At 43.9% G+C, this 17,859-nt stretch carries 19 protein-coding genes; 6 read left to right on the plus strand and 13 right to left on the minus strand.

The genetic code is table 11. The annotated features are described in order from the left end of the window. Positions 1–44 precede the first annotated feature (44 nt). Positions 45–1,421, plus strand: a complete 1,377-nt coding sequence (locus CVU62_07220) for an NAD(P)/FAD-dependent oxidoreductase (protein PKN37516.1) — start codon at positions 45–47, stop codon at positions 1,419–1,421. A gap of 19 nt (positions 1,422–1,440) precedes the next feature. Here the strand turns inward: CVU62_07220 and CVU62_07225 are convergent, their stop codons facing one another. The 13 genes from CVU62_07225 to def all read right to left on the minus strand — a co-directional run bounded on the left by CVU62_07225 (position 1,441) and on the right by def (position 11,904). Beyond that, entirely contained in the window at positions 1,441–1,707 is a 267-nt protein-coding gene (locus CVU62_07225) for a Txe/YoeB family addiction module toxin (GenBank protein PKN37517.1), read from the minus strand. Beyond that, on the minus strand, positions 1,701–1,943 hold the full coding sequence (locus CVU62_07230; GenBank protein ID PKN37518.1) for a prevent-host-death family protein: 243 nt from the start codon (positions 1,941–1,943) through the stop codon (positions 1,701–1,703). The genes CVU62_07225 and CVU62_07230 overlap by 7 nt, the downstream gene beginning before the upstream one ends. A 116-nt stretch (positions 1,944–2,059) precedes the next feature. After that, positions 2,060–2,410 carry a cupin domain-containing protein gene (locus tag CVU62_07235; GenBank protein ID PKN37519.1) on the minus strand — a complete coding sequence of 117 codons (351 nt, stop codon included), beginning with the start codon at positions 2,408–2,410 and terminating at the stop codon, positions 2,060–2,062. 89 nt (positions 2,411–2,499) lie between these two features. Next, on the minus strand, positions 2,500–2,856 hold the full coding sequence (locus tag CVU62_07240) for a DUF86 domain-containing protein (protein ID PKN37520.1): 357 nt from the start codon (positions 2,854–2,856) through the stop codon (positions 2,500–2,502). Continuing rightward, a complete protein-coding gene (locus tag CVU62_07245; GenBank protein ID PKN37521.1) occupies positions 2,849–3,139 on the minus strand; it encodes a nucleotidyltransferase in 291 nt (96 codons plus the stop codon). Before CVU62_07245 ends, CVU62_07240 begins: the two co-directional genes overlap by 8 nt. 62 nt (positions 3,140–3,201) lie before the next feature. Further along, positions 3,202–4,566, minus strand: a complete 1,365-nt coding sequence (gene lpdA / locus CVU62_07250; GenBank protein PKN37522.1) for a dihydrolipoyl dehydrogenase — start codon at positions 4,564–4,566, stop codon at positions 3,202–3,204. 214 nt (positions 4,567–4,780) lie between these two features. Further along, positions 4,781–5,443 carry a hypothetical protein gene (locus CVU62_07255; GenBank protein ID PKN37523.1) on the minus strand — a complete coding sequence of 221 codons (663 nt, stop codon included), beginning with the start codon at positions 5,441–5,443 and terminating at the stop codon, positions 4,781–4,783. Beyond that, positions 5,440–6,303 (minus strand): lipoyl synthase, encoded by an 864-nt coding sequence (gene lipA, locus CVU62_07260; GenBank protein PKN37524.1) that lies wholly within the window; start codon positions 6,301–6,303, stop codon positions 5,440–5,442. The genes CVU62_07255 and lipA overlap by 4 nt, the downstream gene beginning before the upstream one ends. A 143-nt stretch (positions 6,304–6,446) precedes the next feature. Next, the gene (locus CVU62_07265) at positions 6,447–7,889 is read right to left on the minus strand and encodes a glycine dehydrogenase (aminomethyl-transferring) (GenBank protein ID PKN37525.1); all 1,443 of its coding nucleotides are present in this window, start codon (positions 7,887–7,889) and stop codon (positions 6,447–6,449) included. Between the two features lie 269 nt (positions 7,890–8,158). Next, complete coding sequence (locus tag CVU62_07270; protein ID PKN37526.1) at positions 8,159–9,484, minus strand: aminomethyl-transferring glycine dehydrogenase; 1,326 nt, start codon at positions 9,482–9,484, stop codon at positions 8,159–8,161. A gap of 17 nt (positions 9,485–9,501) precedes the next feature. Further along, positions 9,502–9,900 (minus strand): glycine cleavage system protein H, encoded by a 399-nt coding sequence (gcvH, locus tag CVU62_07275; protein ID PKN37527.1) that lies wholly within the window; start codon positions 9,898–9,900, stop codon positions 9,502–9,504. Positions 9,901–9,917: 17 nt separating this feature from the next. Then, the gene (gene gcvT / locus CVU62_07280; protein ID PKN37528.1) at positions 9,918–11,015 is read right to left on the minus strand and encodes a glycine cleavage system protein T; all 1,098 of its coding nucleotides are present in this window, start codon (positions 11,013–11,015) and stop codon (positions 9,918–9,920) included. A 289-nt stretch (positions 11,016–11,304) separates the two neighbouring features. Beyond that, entirely contained in the window at positions 11,305–11,904 is a 600-nt protein-coding gene (gene def / locus CVU62_07285; protein ID PKN37529.1) for a peptide deformylase, read from the minus strand. 182 nt (positions 11,905–12,086) lie between these two features. Here def and CVU62_07290 point away from each other — a divergent pair, with 182 nt between their 5' ends. From CVU62_07290 to CVU62_07310, 5 genes are all read left to right on the plus strand, one after another. Next, on the plus strand, positions 12,087–13,337 hold the full coding sequence (locus tag CVU62_07290; protein ID PKN37530.1) for a coproporphyrinogen III oxidase: 1,251 nt from the start codon (positions 12,087–12,089) through the stop codon (positions 13,335–13,337). A gap of 240 nt (positions 13,338–13,577) precedes the next feature. Then, entirely contained in the window at positions 13,578–14,990 is a 1,413-nt protein-coding gene (locus CVU62_07295) for an L-seryl-tRNA(Sec) selenium transferase (GenBank protein ID PKN37531.1), read from the plus strand. A 92-nt stretch (positions 14,991–15,082) separates the two neighbouring features. After that, positions 15,083–15,856: a hypothetical protein gene (locus tag CVU62_07300; protein PKN37532.1), complete on the plus strand. Its 774-nt coding sequence runs from the start codon at positions 15,083–15,085 to the stop codon at positions 15,854–15,856. 78 nt (positions 15,857–15,934) lie between these two features. Further along, positions 15,935–16,924: an RluA family pseudouridine synthase gene (locus CVU62_07305; GenBank protein PKN38045.1), complete on the plus strand. Its 990-nt coding sequence runs from the start codon at positions 15,935–15,937 to the stop codon at positions 16,922–16,924. 5 nt (positions 16,925–16,929) lie between these two features. After that, positions 16,930–17,784: a peptidoglycan editing factor PgeF gene (locus CVU62_07310; protein ID PKN37533.1), complete on the plus strand. Its 855-nt coding sequence runs from the start codon at positions 16,930–16,932 to the stop codon at positions 17,782–17,784. Positions 17,785–17,859: the final 75 nt, after the last annotated feature.

Raw genomic sequence — 17,859 nt, forward strand, 5'->3', positions numbered from 1 at the left:
ACATCCTTTCATGTTACGCCCACAAAAAGCGTGGGAATGCATACATGACCGAAGAAAAAATGGATTGGGACATTATTGTTGTTGGCGGCGGAGCCGCCGGTCTTATGGCCGCAGGCAAAGCGGCAGATTGCGGCGCTAAAGTTTTATTAATCGAAAAAACAGACAGTTGCGGCAAAAAAATTCTGGTCAGTGGCAAAACGCGCTGCAACTTAACCAATTCTGCTGATTTAAAAAATTTTATTTCCATGTACGGCAACAATGGTCGTTTTCTTTTCAGCGCTTTCCATAATTTTTTTCGTCCGGAGTTGCTTGATTTTCTGAATGGCCACGGCCTGGCCACCAAGGTGGAACGAGGCGGAAGAATATTTCCTGTTTCCGATGATGCTCATGATGTCGTGCGCGTTTTTAAAAAATACCTAACCAAAAATAATGTTCAGATAAAACTTAACACTAAAGTCAACGGCATCATTATAAAAGACAATGCCGTTAGCGGTGTTAAGACAGAACACGGAAACTATCATTGCAAAGCAGCGATTCTGGCGACAGGCGGCGCCACATGGCCATCTACCGGTTCTACCGGTGACGGTTATAAAATAAGCACCGCTCTTGGACACACCTTAGTTAAACTTAAACCAGCATTGGTACCCTTGATTGTCCGCGAGCAGAAACTTGCTCAATCCATGCAGGGAGTGAGCTTACGCAATGTCCGCGCCACGGCTTTTCAGGGAGAAGCAGCAGCAATTGATTCCACGCTGACACCTGACTGTGTCTATGGACGCGGAGAAAAGAAATCACCGCGAACTCCAGTAATCGAAAGTCGCTTCGGCGAAATGCTCTTCACTCATTTCGGATTAGGCGGCCCCATCATTTTGCTGATAAGTCTGGCTGTCGTTGAAGCTTTGGAAAAAGGCCCTGTGTCTTTATTGATTGATCTAAAGCCGGCATTGACCCGCGAACAGCTTCATAAGCGCCTGCAGAGGGACATGGATAAGTCCAGTAAAAGAAAAATCAGCGGCATTATGAAGGAATATCTGCCCGCAAAGATGATTGAACCTTTTATTGAATTAACCGGCATTGATAAAGAAAAACTGGCTCATCAAATAACCGCCGCTGAAAGAGGAAAAATTGTAGAGCTGTTTAAAGCTCTTCGTTTTAATATCAAAGCTCCTTTGTCACTCGAAAAAGCCATAGTTACCGCTGGCGGTGTTTCGCTTGACGAAATAGATCAGCGCACAATGGCTTCCAAACTAGTCAACGGATTATACTTCTGCGGAGAGGTCATGGATATAGACGCCGATACCGGCGGTTATAATCTGCAGGCCGCTTTCTCCACCGGTTATTTAGCAGGCAAAAAAGCCGCTGAATATGTAAGTCCATTTTCAAACCAAAGACTCTATCGAAGGGGCAGAGATGATGCTTAGCTACCGAATATTTGCCTGATTATTCATAGTGTGTCCACATGCGGATAACTTTCACTGTTTTGATATCATCAAGTATTTGGTAAACTAAGCGATGCTGAATATTGATTCGCCTCGAATAAGCGCCGCTAAGATCACCAACGAGCTTCTCATATGATGGTGGATTTTGATATGGATCTTTACGCAGAATATTTAATATGCGGCTGGCCTGTGGTTTGAGGCCGGAGTTTGCTAATTTCCTGGCATCCTTTTGAGCTTGTTTGGTGAACACAAGACGCCAGCTTACCATTTGAGTTCCTTATCACATTTATCAACCGGTGTTTTGAGACCTTTCTTAATGGATTCCCGCATGCCAGGTATCGCTGTGAGATACAAAGTTTCCTCTATGGCCCGCCAGTCATCTTCCGATATAAGAACAGCAGAATTTCTTTTACCGATAATTTGTACCGGCAGATGAGTATCCTTTACTTCATCTACCAGATTATATAAACGTTTTCTGGCTTCCGACGCAGATAATGTTGTCATATTCTTTACCCCCTTATCGTACGGAATATGGTACGACAATATCATTACACTGTCAAGATATTTTTGATCAAGTAATCGATAATGTTGCTGCTGGAATTTTCGAATATTGCTTTGCCTTATAATTCCGGGGCAGCAGATGGTACAAGGCATGCCAGAATCAAAAGCTCTTTGCCGGTATTTCTAACCTGATGTTCTTCGTCAGGCGGCATGAAAACAACATTGCCCTGCCCTATTGGATTCCATTTGCCGTTGCCGTAAATTTCTCCAATGCCTGAGTGAATAAACATTTCGTGTTCCCATGGATGAGCGTGTTTCGGCGTATGCCCTCCCGGTGCGATTTCAAAAATCCTCATGCAGAAATTATTTGCACCGTCAGCCTTACCCGCAACTACACGGCCAGCAATGTCCTTGGCCGCATCATTGTTAAAATGAGTAGGTTCCACGGATTTATAATTTATTAATTTCATTATTTACAACAATAAAGAAAACTAGATTGATTTGATTTACGCAATTTGAAATTTAAATTAGCAATTCAATATTTCATCACCTTAACATCTTATCCTGATTTCCTTATCATGGTGCGAAAGTCTTCAAGTAATGGCTTTAGTTCTCGCAAACGTTCTTGAGTGACTTTCCAGACGGTTTTCAAATCAACGCCCATATAATCATGGATAAGAACATCCCGCATACCAGCCATTTTATTCCACGGTATCTCAGGATATTTTTGACGAACAGGTTTAGGGATTCGTTTTGTTGCCTCCCCCAGAACTTCAAGACTTCGGATAACTGCATTGATGGTTTTTTTATCTTTTGAAAATGTCCTGTAAGACATATTTTTTGTGAATGCTTCAATATCGGATATAGCAGTTAATATATCATCTATATAATCAGATATATCTCTGTTTTTAAACATATTCAACCTCTGCTAGGATGCGTTTCCCCAGGTTAGGCTTGAGTGCTGATTCCATCACCAAATCCACTTTGGCGTTTAATTGTTTTTCAAGATATTCACGAAGATCTATAAAATCGAAAAGGTCAATGTCATGCTTAAATTTAACGAGAATATCTATATCACTTTTCTTACTTTGTTTATCTTTGACGTAAGAACCAAACAGACCGAGCCTCTGAACCCCATAAAGTAATTCCAATTCATATTTATTGCTTCGAATAATTTTAATGACTTCCTTTTTCCCCACAAGCACCACCTCAAATTTATTGACAATATAGGGAAATTAATCAGGTAAGTCAATGATATAAATTAATTAGTTGTTATTAACGGTGCAAATATCTCACTCAGCGTCGGATGCGCAATTACCCAATTACGCAATTGCTTTTTAGTCATCTCATTCGACACGGCCAGAGTCAGAGGCGCAATCAAATCCGCGGCGCCTTCACCGACGATTGTCGCGCCGATAAGTTTATCCTGATGGAAAATAGCTTTGACAAATCCCTGCCCCATCAATTCCGCCCGGGCAATAATGTTAGCGCTGTATTGAGATTTAACGACTTCTATGGAGAGATCTTCATCTTCGGCTCGCTTTTGTGTATAGCCTATGCGCGCAATTTGCGGATGGCTGTAAACAACGGAAGGTATGAGGTTTTCGTTATAGCTAAAGTTGCTGTCTCCACAGATACGTCCGGCGGCGACTTTCGCCTGCTGTGCCGCCCGGTGCGCCAGCATCATACCACCGGTAATGTCACCCACCGCGTAGATACCAGCGATATTCGTCATCATTTTTGCATCAACCTTGATCCCTGCTTTTGTATATTCAATGCCCAGCTTTTCTAACTCCTCCGTATTCAACAACGGTTTTCTGCCCGTGCAAAGAAGGGCATAGTCGGCGCTTATCTCCAATTGTTTGCCATCTTTTTGGGCCTGCATTACAACTCCACTGCCCGTATCTTTCAGGCTCTCCAATTTTGTCGAGGTGTTAATGGCAACGCCCAGACGGGTCAATTCCTGTTTAAGCAGATCAGCACATTCCTGATCTTCCAAAGGAATGATTCTGTCCAATATTTCAACTATGGTCACCTTTGATCCCAGTTCGGCAAAGAAAGTGGCGAATTCCACGCCGATCACACTGCCGCCGACAATGATGATGCTCGATGGCAGTATATTTAAATTCAAAATGCCGTCCGATGTCATAACTTTTTCGGAGAGATTGATTCCGGCAAGAACCTGCGGCACGGAGCCCCAGGCAATGATGATATTCTGAGCCGAGAATATCTCACTTTTGCCTGATGAATCTGTAAAACGCACTTCACCGGAAGAAATAATTTCGCCAATACCCTGTTTAGTTTCCACCCCTGCTTCAGTAAGAACTTTTTGCGCACCGAGAGCGGACACTTTCACAATCTGCTGCTGATGTTTCTTGACAGCGGGAAAATCAACGGAAGCATCGGCTATATTGATTCCCATTCTTTTGAGTTTTTTCAAATCCGCGTAATACTTGCTGCAAGAAAGCAGTGCCTTGGTCGGAATGCAGCCTCTATGCGTGCACGTTCCTCCCCAACCTTCTTTTTCGATAATGAGGACGCGTTTTTTCTTTGACGCGGCAATTTCGGCCGCGGTAAGTCCGCCCGGCCCTCCGCCAATAATTATCAAATCATATTTTTCAGACATCAATACACCTCTCTACTTTTTTCCCCTCCACCTGTGGGAGGGGACTAAGGGGAGGGGTATTTTTTCACTTTTCACCCTCCCTAAATCCCTCCCCTCAAGGGAGGGACGAATAAATTATCTTCATTGTCGGACTTGAACCGGCAATCCAGTATTTTTCTTCTTAATCAAGTATACTGTCCCCCGAATTTCCCGAGAATATTATTTGCTCGAATAGTCATTTATATTCCCCCTTCAATCCAAGATTTTTATCTTCTTCATTTAGTATTTTTATTAATATTGGTACTTCTTTTGAAGTGTAATTAGTTGGCGGAGATGGCATTGTGTCTAGTCTTTCTTTCCTCGTTAGTGCCTTCTCCAACTCTACAAGCCCCAGCGGGCCTTTGTATGAATACAGAGTATCCCTTTCAACGTATTTAACTTCGCCTTCTTTTCCGATCATGTCTTTCTCTATAGCAAAGTATTTTTCACAGGATATGTTTATTGGTAATCCGTTAAGATTATCAATAGCTTTATATCCCGGTTTAAAGATAATGAAGTCGGCGTAGCTTCCTCCTGATAAAGGACTGATCATGGTTTTATAGGGGGGAAAATAAAACTCGCCTTTATTATCCGTTAATGTTTCTTTCGCATTCATGGGCACAGAACTGCCACCGCCCGGCCAGTTGAATTCGTATTTATAATATAGAACCACAACAACAGCGCCTTCTATCGGTTGCTTTGTCTGCGCATCAATCACACTACCGCGGAATTCCGGTTTACTATAATAAAGCCAGGCATAAGCAGAAGATGAAAATGCAAACCATATGATTACCATTAGAATAATAATAGTTACTGATCTTTTCATTATTCCAATCTCCTTACGATTTTCCAATTTCATCTTGCTTTCGCCGCGTGATAGGAACTGCGTACCAGCGGCCCGGCTTCCACGTATTGAAAGCCCTGCTGATAAGCGATTTCTTTGAACTCGGCAAACTCGTCCGGGTGATAATATTTAGCAACCGGCCAATGTATCAGAGTCGGCTGCTGATACTGCCCGATAGTCAGGCGCGCGCAGGACACCGATGCCAGATCATCAATCAGTCGCAGAATATCTTCACGGCGCTCGCCAAATCCTATCATAAAACCTGTTTTGGAAATAACGGAAGAAGAACTTATTTTTTTTAGCACCGCCAGAGAAACATCATAATTGCCCTGCGGCCGCAATTTCGTGAACATCTGTTTGACAACTTCCATGTTGTGATTAATGACATCCGGCCTAGCGGCAATTACTTTTTCCAGCGCCGTAGAATTCCCTTGAAAATCAGGAATCAAAACCTCTACCTTGCAGGCTGGAAATTTTTCCCGCAATCTTTTGACATAATCAGAAAAGACCTGCGCCCCACCATCCGGCAAGTCATCACGGGTAACGGAGGTAATCACAACATATTCCAGTTTCATTTTTCTTACAGCATCTATCAGATTATTAACTTCGTTCTCGTCAATTGCTTCAGGCCTACCGTGTTCAACATTACAGTAAAGGCAATCGCGCGTACAGATATTCCCCATGATCAAAAATGTTGCCGTGCCACAGGCAAAGCATTCGGACATATTGGGACAGGCCGCTTCCTGACAAACGGTGTGCAGTTGCAGCCCGGCCAGAGTTGATTTTATATTGCGGCATTCATTGGAATAAGGTGGACGGACTTTTAACCAGGAAGGTTTGCGGAGGATTTGTTTGGCACTCTGACGTTCGTTCATAAAAGTACCCTTTGTACCTCCCCTCCACCGGTGGGAGGGGATTGAGGGGGGGGGATAATTTTTTCTCCACCCTCACCCGACCTCTCCCCTCAAGGGAGAGGAGATATGCGTATTGCTACAATGCATAGAAGTTGTAACGACACTTATGATCTTTTCCAACAGACGTCCGGTTTGCGGGCAGCCAGCACTTCATCAAGCCGGCTGACCGGCGTTGTCACCGGCGCATTTTTTACGCCTTCAGGATTCTCTTTAGCTTCTTGGGCTATGGCAATCATGGCGTTACAGAAAGTATCCAGAGTCTCTTTGCTTTCCGTTTCGGTGGGTTCGATCATAATGGCTTCATGCACAATGAGCGGAAAGTAAATTGTCGGTGGATGATAACCATAATCAATCAGTTTCTTGGCAATATCAGATGTGTGCACTCCGCTTTGGGCAACCTGTCTATTACCGGAAAAAACACATTCGTGCATGCAGATTCGATCATAAGGCAAATCAAAATATGGTTTCAGTTTTTCCTTGATGTAGTTGGCGTTGAGCACAGCCATTTCGGTGGCATGCTTCAGACCTTCAGCACCCAAAGAGCGAATATAGGTGTAGGCTTTCACAATCACATTGAAATTTCCGTAAAATGAACGGACACGGCCGATGGTATCGGGAAATTTTTCCGACCATTTATATTTATCATCTTTTTTAACAACGCGCGGCACAGGCAGAAAATCAACAAGCTCTTTACCAACACCTACCGGGCCGCTACCCGGACCACCTCCGCCGTGCGGCGTGGAAAAGGTTTTATGCAGATTAAGTTGAATAACATCGAAGCCCAAATCACCCGGTCTTGTTTTACCCATGAAGGCGTTGGCATTGGCGCCGTCGCCGTAGAGCAGACCTCCTTTTCCATGAACAATGGCGGCCACTTTTTCGATATTGCGCTCGAACAATCCCAGCGTATTGGGGTTGGTTAGCATCAAAGCCGCTACATCCTCCGTCATCAATGATTGAAGATGTTCAATATCCACGCCGCCTTCGCTGTTGGAACGAAGTTCCATCACTTCAAATCCGCAAAGAGCACTGGATGCCGGATTGGTTCCGTGAGCGGCATCGGGAATCAGAACAATCCGGCGTTTCTGGCCTTTTCTCTCAAAATATTTTTTAATCATCATTACGCCGGTAAGTTCGCCGTGAGCTCCAGCCGCAGGCTGAAGAGTGAATTCCGCCATGCCGAAAATGTCGCACAAATATTTTTGCATTTCATACATCAGTTGCAGATTCCCCTGAGCAGATTCTTCATCAACATAGGGATGCAGTCCGGTAAAGCCGGAAAGTAGTGCGACATGCTCGTTAACTTTGGGATTATATTTCATCGTGCAGGAGCCAAGAGGATAAAATCCAAGATCAACACCGAAATTACGCCGTGATAAATTGGTATAATGCCGGATTAAATCAATTTCGGCAACTTCAGGCAAATCAAGTTCATCGCGCAGATACTTACTGCCGATTGTATGTTCAACATTGACAGCGGGCACATCACTGGCGGGAATATCCGCTGTGCTGCGCCCCGATTTACTTATTTCAAATATTAATTCCATGATTACCTCTTTGTCATTTTTTTGTTTTTCCTCCCTTGAGGGGAGGAAATTAAAAGGAGGGTGAAAATTATTAATCAAATCCCCCGCCCTTTAATTCCCGCCCTCCAGGGGCGGGAAAACATTTCTGGATACCTCCGGCATTCGCCGGACTTTGGGCCGTCTACTCCGGCGCATGCCGGATTCGCCGGTATGACATTTTTTTATTTCTTTTGTTATGCCCCTTCATCTAACCTCTCCCACCAGGGGCGAGGAATTAAAGGTGCCAACTGCTACTTGAGGATGGCCACAACTTTATCTATATCCTCTTTCGAAATCATTTCTGTGGCGCAAAAAAGTAACGCATTTTTCAATTCCGGATAATCTTTTTGCAACTCGTAGCCGCCAATGATGCCTTCTTTTTTCAATTTTTTGTTTACCTTTTTGGAATCCGGACAACGCAGAACAAATTCGTTATAAACAGGCGCGGGGAATACTTCTTTCCAACCGGAAAGTTCTAAGAGTTTATTCTTTAAATATTGCGTTTTATAGATATTGAGCTCAGCAAGTTTTTTAAGATTCTTGCCCAGAGCGGCAAGGTACACGCCTGCGGCCAGCGCGCAGAGCGCTTCGTTGGAACAAATGTTGGATGTGGCTTTTTCCCGGCGGATATGCTGTTCGCGGGTTTGTAACGTCAGGACAAAACCTCGCTTGCCGTTTTTATCCACCGTTGCGCCGACAAGTCTTCCGGGTATGCGGCGCATGAATTTTTCTTTGGCAGCGAAGACGCCCAGATAAGGTCCGCCGTAATTCAAAGGATTGCCGAAACTCTGGCCTTCCCCTACGACAAAATCCGCTCCTACCTCTCCCGCAGGCCGCAGAACTCCCAGCGAAGTACCGTCGGTAAAACCGGCCACTAATAATGCTCCTTTTTTATGTGCGTAATCTGCAACAGAAGCAATATCTTCGATGACGCCGAAGAAATTGGGACTTTGCACCAAAACCGCGGCAACCTGATCATCGAGATTCTTCTGTAGAACGTCTAAATCAATCTGGCCGGATGGTGTATACGGTATTTCAACAACCTTATATCCGTTAGCCCAGGAGTATGTTTTAACCACCTGTCTGTATTCGGGATGCACCGAACGGGCAATTATAATTTTATTTCTACCGGACATTTTCGCGCAGAGTACTGCGGCTTCGGCCATAGCGGAAGCCCCGTCATACATGGATGCATTGGCTATTTCGGTGCCGGTAAGATGGGCAATCATGGTCTGATATTCGTAAATCGCCTGAAGAATGCCCTGACTGATTTCGGCCTGATACGGAGTATAGGCGGTATAAAATTCAGCGCGTCCGACAATGTGTCCGACAACCGCCGGAATGAAATGATGGTAGGCTCCCGCACCTGTTAAAGTAAATCGTGGCAGCTTATTTTTTACGGCAAGCTCGCTCATTACAGACATGGTTTCAAGCTCGGATAGCGCTTGAGGTATGTCCGGTATTTGTTTTATTCTGAATTTTTCCGGAATGTCGGCAAAAAGTTCTTCAATATTGGCAACACCTATTGCCGCCTGCATTTGTTTTATATCATCTGGAGTATGAGGACAGTAATCCATATCTACCTTTTCTTTCTTTAGTGTTTTTCCTCTTTCAGCATTTGTTCGTAATCAGCCGCGCTAAGCAGTGTTTTAAGTTCGCCAGCATCGGAGAGGCGCATTTTGACAATCCAGCCTTCACCAAATGCATCCTGGTTGACAATTTCCGGAGTTTCTTCCAGCCTTGTATTTACATCAATAACCTCACCGCTAACAGGTGAATAAACATCGGATACAGACTTCACGGATTCTACAACCGCTACCGGCTCGCCTTTAGCCACTTTTTTGCCTTTAGGGGGCAGTTCAACAAAAACAATGTCCGTGAGCATTTCCTGAGCGTAATCGGTAATACCGACGACTACAGTTCCGTCGCCGTTATCCTTTGCCCATTCATGATCACGGGAATAAACTCTGTCCTGAGGATTTGGTTTGGACATATTGTCCCTCCTTAATATTATTTTGATCTTTTATAGAAAGGTAATTTAACTATCCTTGCCGGTACCATCGTATCGCGAATAGCAATCTCTACTTGCGTATCCGGCGCACCGGAATCAATATCGATGAACGCCATACCGATTGCTTTGTTTAACGTTGGCGAAAATGTCCCGGACGTTACAACGCCTATTTCTTTACCGCCATGAAGAACTTTGTAGCCATGCCGGGCAATTCCACGTCCAGTCATCTCTATGCCAACCAGTTTTTTACCCTTACCTGAATTTTTTTTGGCTAAAACTGCCGTTTTCCCTATAAATTCTTTGTTCACATCGACGATCCAGCTATAAGGGACTTCCATCGGGCTTACCGATTCATCCATATCCTGACCGTTGAGCATCATGCCTGCTTCCAACCGCAGTGTGTCTCTAGCGCCCAGCCCTGCCGGTTTCAGACCCAAATGCTCACCCGCATGCATAAAACTATCCCATATATTATTGATGACATCAGCGGCAGCATAAATCTCAAAGCCGTCTTCGCCTGTATAGCCGCTGCGCGAAATAATTGCCGGAAATCCTGTAACACGAGATTCGCAAAAATGATAAAAACGCAGAGTTTTCAGATCAGCTTCTGTCAGTTTCTGTAAAATTTCTTCGGAGCGTGGTCCCTGCAAATCAAGTTTGCCCGTCGCATCGCTGAGATCTTTTAAACTGCAATCAAATTTTTTGGCCTGTTGAATAGATTTTATCCATTGCCAGTCACGATCTTTGGGCGTTGCATTGGTGACCAGCATGTAGGAATCTTTTGCCATTTTATACACGGTCAGATCGTCAATAATGCCGCCTTCTTCATTAAGCAAAGCTGATAGTTTAACCTGCCCGACGGTTTGATCTGCCAGATTTCTGGTTAAAACCAGTTGTAAAAGATCAAGAGCCTGCGGACCTTTAACTTCAATCTCTCCCATGTGGCAGATATCAAACAGACCGGCAAAACCTCTTGTTGCTCTATGCTCATCGATAACATTGGTATATTGCACAGGCATGGCCCAGCCGCCAAAATCAATTATTTTAGCATTAAGAGCAACGTGCTTTTCATATAACGGTGTCTTTTTCATTTTCATTTCACCCCATATTTTAAAATAAGAGACAAAACCATGAGAATCAAACATACCGCCAAAAAGAAATAACTCTTTTTGAAAGCATTATTTCCCGGCACTGCAAAACCGTAATGCGGACAAGCGAGTATCATTATCCCACTCTGCTAAGTCCCGACGACGTCGGGATTCCCCTAACGCTTTAATGAGTCTTGATTTTCCGAAACGTTATGATCGGAAAATCTTAGAGCGAATTATCCCGCCACCTTCAGGTGGCAGAGACAAGCTTCGCTTCGCTCACTTTCAGCGAGTGTCACTAATCTTTAAATAGTTTTTCAAAAAATAGTTGCTTGCTTTTGGGGTAATAAATGTCCCCGTAATCAACAATCAGTCTGCCATCAAGATGATCAATTTCATGTTGGATAACACGGGCAATGTAATCCAGATATCTTTTGTTAATTTTTTCTCCTTTGGCATCTAAAGCACGAACCTTAATTTCCGGAAAGCGGCTTATTTCAACCTGAACATCCGGACATGACAGACAGCCCTCAACCCCGGGTACCTTTTCGCCGTGCGTTTGAGTAATCCGCGGATTAACCAGCACTTCTATATCTTTGATATCTTTTATTTTTTTCTGCCCTTCCTCAGAACCTTTAGCGCGGAACACTATTAATCTTTTATTAATGCCTATTTGCGGAGCAGCAAGTCCTACGGCATCATCTCTTTCCATAAAAGCATCTATTAATGTCTGAATTATTTCCCGTGATGCTTTATCCAAAGGAGCAGGCAATTCCACAGATTTTTTTCTCAGGACAGAGATATCCGCTTTGTTTTCTCCTTCATCATTCCATAATGTTAAAACTCTTTTTGTGGACATAAAACTGCACCGAAAAATTATTTTTGTGCCATTTATCACCTATTCTGCGTTATTTCAAGTAATTGTAGCTTGCAATATATATATATCTTTTGTTAAACAATAATAACTTTTCGCTTTCTTTGGTTAACATTGTTGGTGGAGCCTGTCCGGCGTATGCCGGATCAGCAACTTCAAATCGAAATGTTATTATATGCACTAAATTAAATAATTAGGATTGATAGTTGATTAATCAAATAGTTACCAAAATAGCCAAACGTGAATTCGCCCGTTCCTTAAAGTTTGAAGAAGGAAATCTGCCGGAGTTGCCGTCTTGCAATGACGAAAAACAGCGACTCCTTTACATACACGTCCCTTTTTGTGAAGAGCTTTGTCCTTATTGCTCCTTTCATCGCATAACTTTTAATGAACCACTGACAAAAAGATATTTTCAAGCTCTGCGCCGGGAAATTAAAATTTATCATGAAAAAGGCTATAAATTTGAAGGCATTTATGTAGGCGGCGGCACACCGACAGTAATGATCGATGAACTGGCTGAAACGCTTAATCTGGTGCGGGAACTTTTTCCGATCAAAGATATATCTGTGGAAACAAATCCCAACCATTTAACTTCAGAAAATATTAAAATTCTACAAAAAAGTAAGGTCAAAAGACTCTCCGTAGGCGTTCAAACGTTCAACGATGAAATGCTGAAAAAAATCGGGCGTTACGAAAAATACGGATCCGGTAAAGTAATCGCCGGGAGGTTAAAAAACACTCAGGGCTTTTTTCACACTTTAAACGCTGACATGATTTTTAATTTCCCCGGGCAAACAGCTGATATGCTCGAAGAGGATTTGGCAATTCTGCTCAAGCTAAACATAGAACAAACCACCTTCTATCCCCTAATGATTTCCGCCATGACTCAAAGTGTGATGAAAGAAACCATGGGGGAGGTCAATTTCAGCGGTGAAGAAAAATTATATAAATTGATAGTCAGGCATCTGGAAAAAAATTATGATTTTTCTTCGGCCTGGTGCTTTTCCCGCAAAGAATCTCTGATTGATGAATACGTTGTTGAATTTGAAGAATACGCGGGCCTGGGCAGCGGCGCCATCGGTTATCTGCACGGAACCTGTTATTCCAATACTTTTGATATTGAGAGATATATCGCTTCCCTGGAAAAAGGGAAACTACCTCTGCAGGCTTCCCGCAAGTTTGATCTTCATGATCAGATGAGTTATGATTTTTTAATGAAATTATTCAGCACAAAACTGGATATCTCGGCCATGCAGAAAAAATACGACGGAAAATTTCTAAAAACTATGTGGAAGGAAATAGCCGCCTTTGAAATGGTCAGGGCTTTTCGTTATTTTCCTCCCTATCTTCATTTGACACCGCGCGGCCATTATCTCTGGGTGATCATGATGAGGGAGTTTTTTATCGCCGTAAATAATTTTCGCGATTTCTGCCGCAAGCAGGTGAACATTGGATGAATTTAGAGGATATTTAAGGTTAGAGAACATCAATATATAAAAATCACTGTCCCCCTTTAGAGGGGGTGTCGCAAAGCGACGGGGGAGGAAAAAAACGTGAAACAAAATATCCACCCCCTGCCCCCGCCAGCGGGGGATAGAAAAATGATACATACCTCTGTCATGCCGGACTTGATCCGGCATCCATGAAAAAATAAAACTGGATTCCGGCCTTCGCCGGAATGACGACAAAGGACTTATATGGACGACATAAAAAAAGAATTGTTGAAAAAGCTGCCGAAAATTGACGAGATTCTTTTGATTCTGGAAAAGCAGAATATTTATGATCTGGCGCCGCGCGAAATAGTCAAGGAAACGTGTCGCAAGGTTGTGCAGGACCTGCGTAATAAAATTGTCAATGCCAAAAAAAAGCAATCGGCGGAATCTTGCCCTGATGCGGCAGCCGTCGCCCAAGAGGTAGAAAAATCAATCAAAGGGTTATATCGCTATAGTTTGCGCCGTGTAGTTAACGCAACCGGCGTTATCCTGCATACTAACCTGGGCCGGGCGCCGCTTTGTCCCGAAGCCTTGCAGAGAATTATGGAAGTAGGCAAAGCCTATTCCAACCTGGAATTCGATTTGGCTAAAGGTGAACGCGGCCAACGCTATGATCATGTCAGTTCGCTGATCTGCGCCCTCACCGGAGCCGAGGACGCTTTAATCGTCAACAATAATGCGGCTGCTGTTTTGCTTGTTCTTAATACTCTGGCTGATAAAAAAGATGCAATCGTATCGCGGGGTGAACTCATCGAAATCGGCGGCGAATTCCGCATCCCGGAAATAATGAAAAAAAGCGCATCCAAACTCCGCGAAGTGGGAACCACCAACCGTACGCGCCTGAGCGACTACGAAAAAGCAGTCAATGACAAAACGGGTCTGATTATGAAAGTACATACCAGCAATTTTCGCATCGTCGGCTTTACCGAAGAGGCGGATATTGAATCGCTAGTGGCCTTGGGAAAAAGCCGCGGCATTCCGGTTATGGACGACCTGGGCAGCGGATGTCTGATTGATCTCGATCAATACGGTCTTCAGCATGAACCCACAGTTCGCGAAACCCTGGCGACAGGAATTGACGTGGTCACCTTCAGCGGAGATAAACTACTGGGCGGCCCGCAGGCCGGCATTATTGTAGGTAAAAAAGAAGTTCTTACGAAAATCAAAAAGAATCCCTTAAACCGTGCCCTGCGAATTGACAAATTCACTCTGGCAGCGCTGGAAGCCACATTGATGCATTATCTTAATCCAGTTGCCGCGGTTAAAGAATTAAGATCATTGAAAGCGTTGACCGAACCTGTCACCGCGGTTAAAAAACGTGCCGAAGAACTAATCACTAAATTGCAGGAAGAAAATTTCGACTCGCTAAAATTTTCACTGCAGGAAGATTTCGCGGCAGCCGGCGGCGGTTCTTTACCTACTCAACAGATTCCAACTGTTTTAGTTGCCGTCAACAACAAAAAAATGCCCGCCACCAAAATGGAAGAAAAGCTGCGCCAGTTCGAAGTACCCATAATTGTCCGGGTAGATAAAGATGAGATACTGCTTGATTTACGCACAGTGGCTGAAGATGAGTTTGGGTTCATTGTTGAAGGATTGAAACAAATAAACATCTAAATGCTGTCATTCCCGCGAAGGCGGGAATCCAGGGAACAAATTTTATTAGTATCATGCGTTTCATCTGTTCAATATAAATTCAGGAGGGCGGCATGAGAAAAACAAGATTAAGTACAAGCATAATATTAATGTTTGTTTTCTGCATAATGGCTTGCGGTGGAAGAGGATTTTTTGCATGGGGCGAGGCAAGCTGGAAGGAAGAAGTGTTGCTACATGACGGCAGTAAAATAATTATAAAACGTCTTAATAACCTTGGCGGTTATCCCACAATTGATAGCCATGAACGTCAAAATTTAGATGAGACAGTTACCTTCACCCTGTCTGGAACGAATAAAGAAATAACATGGAAAACGGATTTCAGAGATGAAAAACCTGAGCCCAACAGCCTTAATTTACTGGCACTGGATATAATTAACGGCATTCCGTATATTGCCACCTATCCTGCCGGATGCATAGCCTATAACAAATGGAAGAGGCCCAATCCACCTTATATCTTTTTTAAGTATGACGGCAATGCTTGGAAGCAGATACCCTTGGAAGAATTTCCACCGGAAATCAGCAAGGTCAATGTTATTGTTGGCAGGCCACCGGCTGAACTGCAAAAGCCTTTCTATACTGCCGAGCAAGTTGACGGAGAAAATAATCGAGGTAATATGGACGAAACGTATAAAAAAATTATTCGCACGTCGATGAAAGGTGTGGGGTGTGAGGAACTAATTTACGACGGAAAGATCTGGCATGATATTAGTGGATTGAAAAAACAACCCTCTCTTGAAGCTTGTCTAGATTTATGTCCTAAAATAGGTATCAAATTTGAATATTGTCCGTGTAACAGACTATTTAAAAACACCTCAAAAGATAAATAAAACTGGATACCGGCCTGCGCCGGTATGACATAATAAGGAAAGTGCAGGGGTCATGACTTGAGCGGTCAATCTGAAAAAATACATTTTACGATAGATAAAAGCCAAATCGGGCAGAGGCTGGATATCTTTCTGGCACAAGTCGAACCAACCATTTCCCGCTCGCATGTCAAACATGTCATTGAAGAAGGAGATGTGCTGGTTAACGGCAAAGAACCTAAAGTGAGTCAGAAACTAAAAGAGGGCGATGTCATCATCCTGACCCAAAGACCGCCGATAGAGGCAACTGCGCTTCCGCAGGACATGCCTCTTAATATCATTTATGAAGACGAGGCCATTATCGTCATCAATAAACCTGCGGGAATGGTGGTGCATCCGGCACCGGGCAACGCCGATAAAACGCTTGTCAATGCTCTGCTCTTTCATTGCCATGATTTATCGGGAATCGGCGGCGTTTTACGGCCCGGCATTGTTCACAGGCTGGACAAAGACACTTCCGGCCTGATTGTGGCGGCAAAATCAGATGACGCGCATCGAAGTCTTTCGGCGCAGTTTGAAAAGCATGATGTTCACAAAAAATATCTGGCGCTCGTCTGGGGAGACATAAAAGGCAACAGCGGAGAAATAGTTCTGCCTGTCGGCAGACATACTAACAATCGCAAAAAGATGTCCACGAAAAGCAAGCGGGGCAAGGACGCTCTCACTCTCTGGAAAGTGCGCGAACGTTATGGCGTGGCTACCTTGCTGGAGGTGGAGATTAAAACCGGACGCACCCATCAAATTCGCGTACATTTGTCTGATCGTGGTTATCCGGTTATCGGGGATCAAGTTTACGGCAACTCCGCCAAAATCAACACTGTTAAAGATTCCCTGCTGAAGGCAAAGATCAAAGAATTTAACCGGCAGGCACTGCACGCGGCACAACTTTCTTTCATTCATCCGCAAAAAGACGAGCGGGTAGTATTTACAGCGGATATGCCGCAGGATATGACCGATTTATGCGCGCAACTGCGTTTCAGCGTTAATCAGATCGATTCAACCAAATCTAATTGGAAAGATAAATTACGGTAGAAAATATGCTCCGAATTAATAAAATACATTCCATAGAATATCTGGAATCTTCACTTTTAAGCGAATGCGATTTTTTAACTCACGCCTTCTGCACAAGGCTAGGCGGTGTCTCGGAAGACGACTATGCTTCGCTAAACATTAGCTTCCGCGAAGGCGATTTAGAAGGCAAGGTTTTGCAAAACTGGCATCGACTGGCCATGGCCTTTTCCATACCACTGGAACAATTTCTTACGCTTAACCAGGTTCACGGCGACGATATTTTTGTCGTCAAGCCGTTTGGCGATTATTTTTCTTCTCGTGAAGCTTTGAATTATGACGCCATTGTTACCAGCCGCACAAATCTGGCTATTTGCATCAAGACAGCGGATTGCGTGCCTGTTTTTCTTGTCGACAGAATAAAAAAAATAATTGCCGTGGTTCATGCCGGCTGGCGAAGCACCGCACTGGAAATCAGCGCTAAAGTAGTACGCCTGCTCATTGAAAAATACGGCTCGTCCAAGCGGGATATTCTGGCGGTAATCGGTCCGGCTATCGGCAAATGCTGTTTTGAAGTCGATACCGTTGCGGCAAATGATTTTCTTAAACATAAAAACCATGAAGCGTTTTTATTTCCCGGCAAAAGACCCAATAAATGGATACTGGATTTAGCCGAAGCCAACCGCAGACAAATCATGAATTGCGGAATTCCCGAAGCAAACATCGATGTTTCCGATCTTTGCACTTCCTGCCGTCAGGATCTTTTTTTCTCTTACAGAGGTTCGGGAGGAATTACAGGCAGACAGGTCAATTTTATGATGATTAAGGGGGAGACTCCCTGCCGCGTCCTGACAATCGGCGAAGGATTCTCTCATATCCAATAAACTGGGTATTGACAGTATTAACTTTCAGTATTAATTATACAACATCTTGTCATTCCCCGGCTTGACCGGGGAATC

This window comes from Deltaproteobacteria bacterium HGW-Deltaproteobacteria-2 (assembly GCA_002840505.1).
Classification (GTDB): domain Bacteria; phylum Desulfobacterota; class Syntrophia; order Syntrophales; family Smithellaceae; genus Smithella.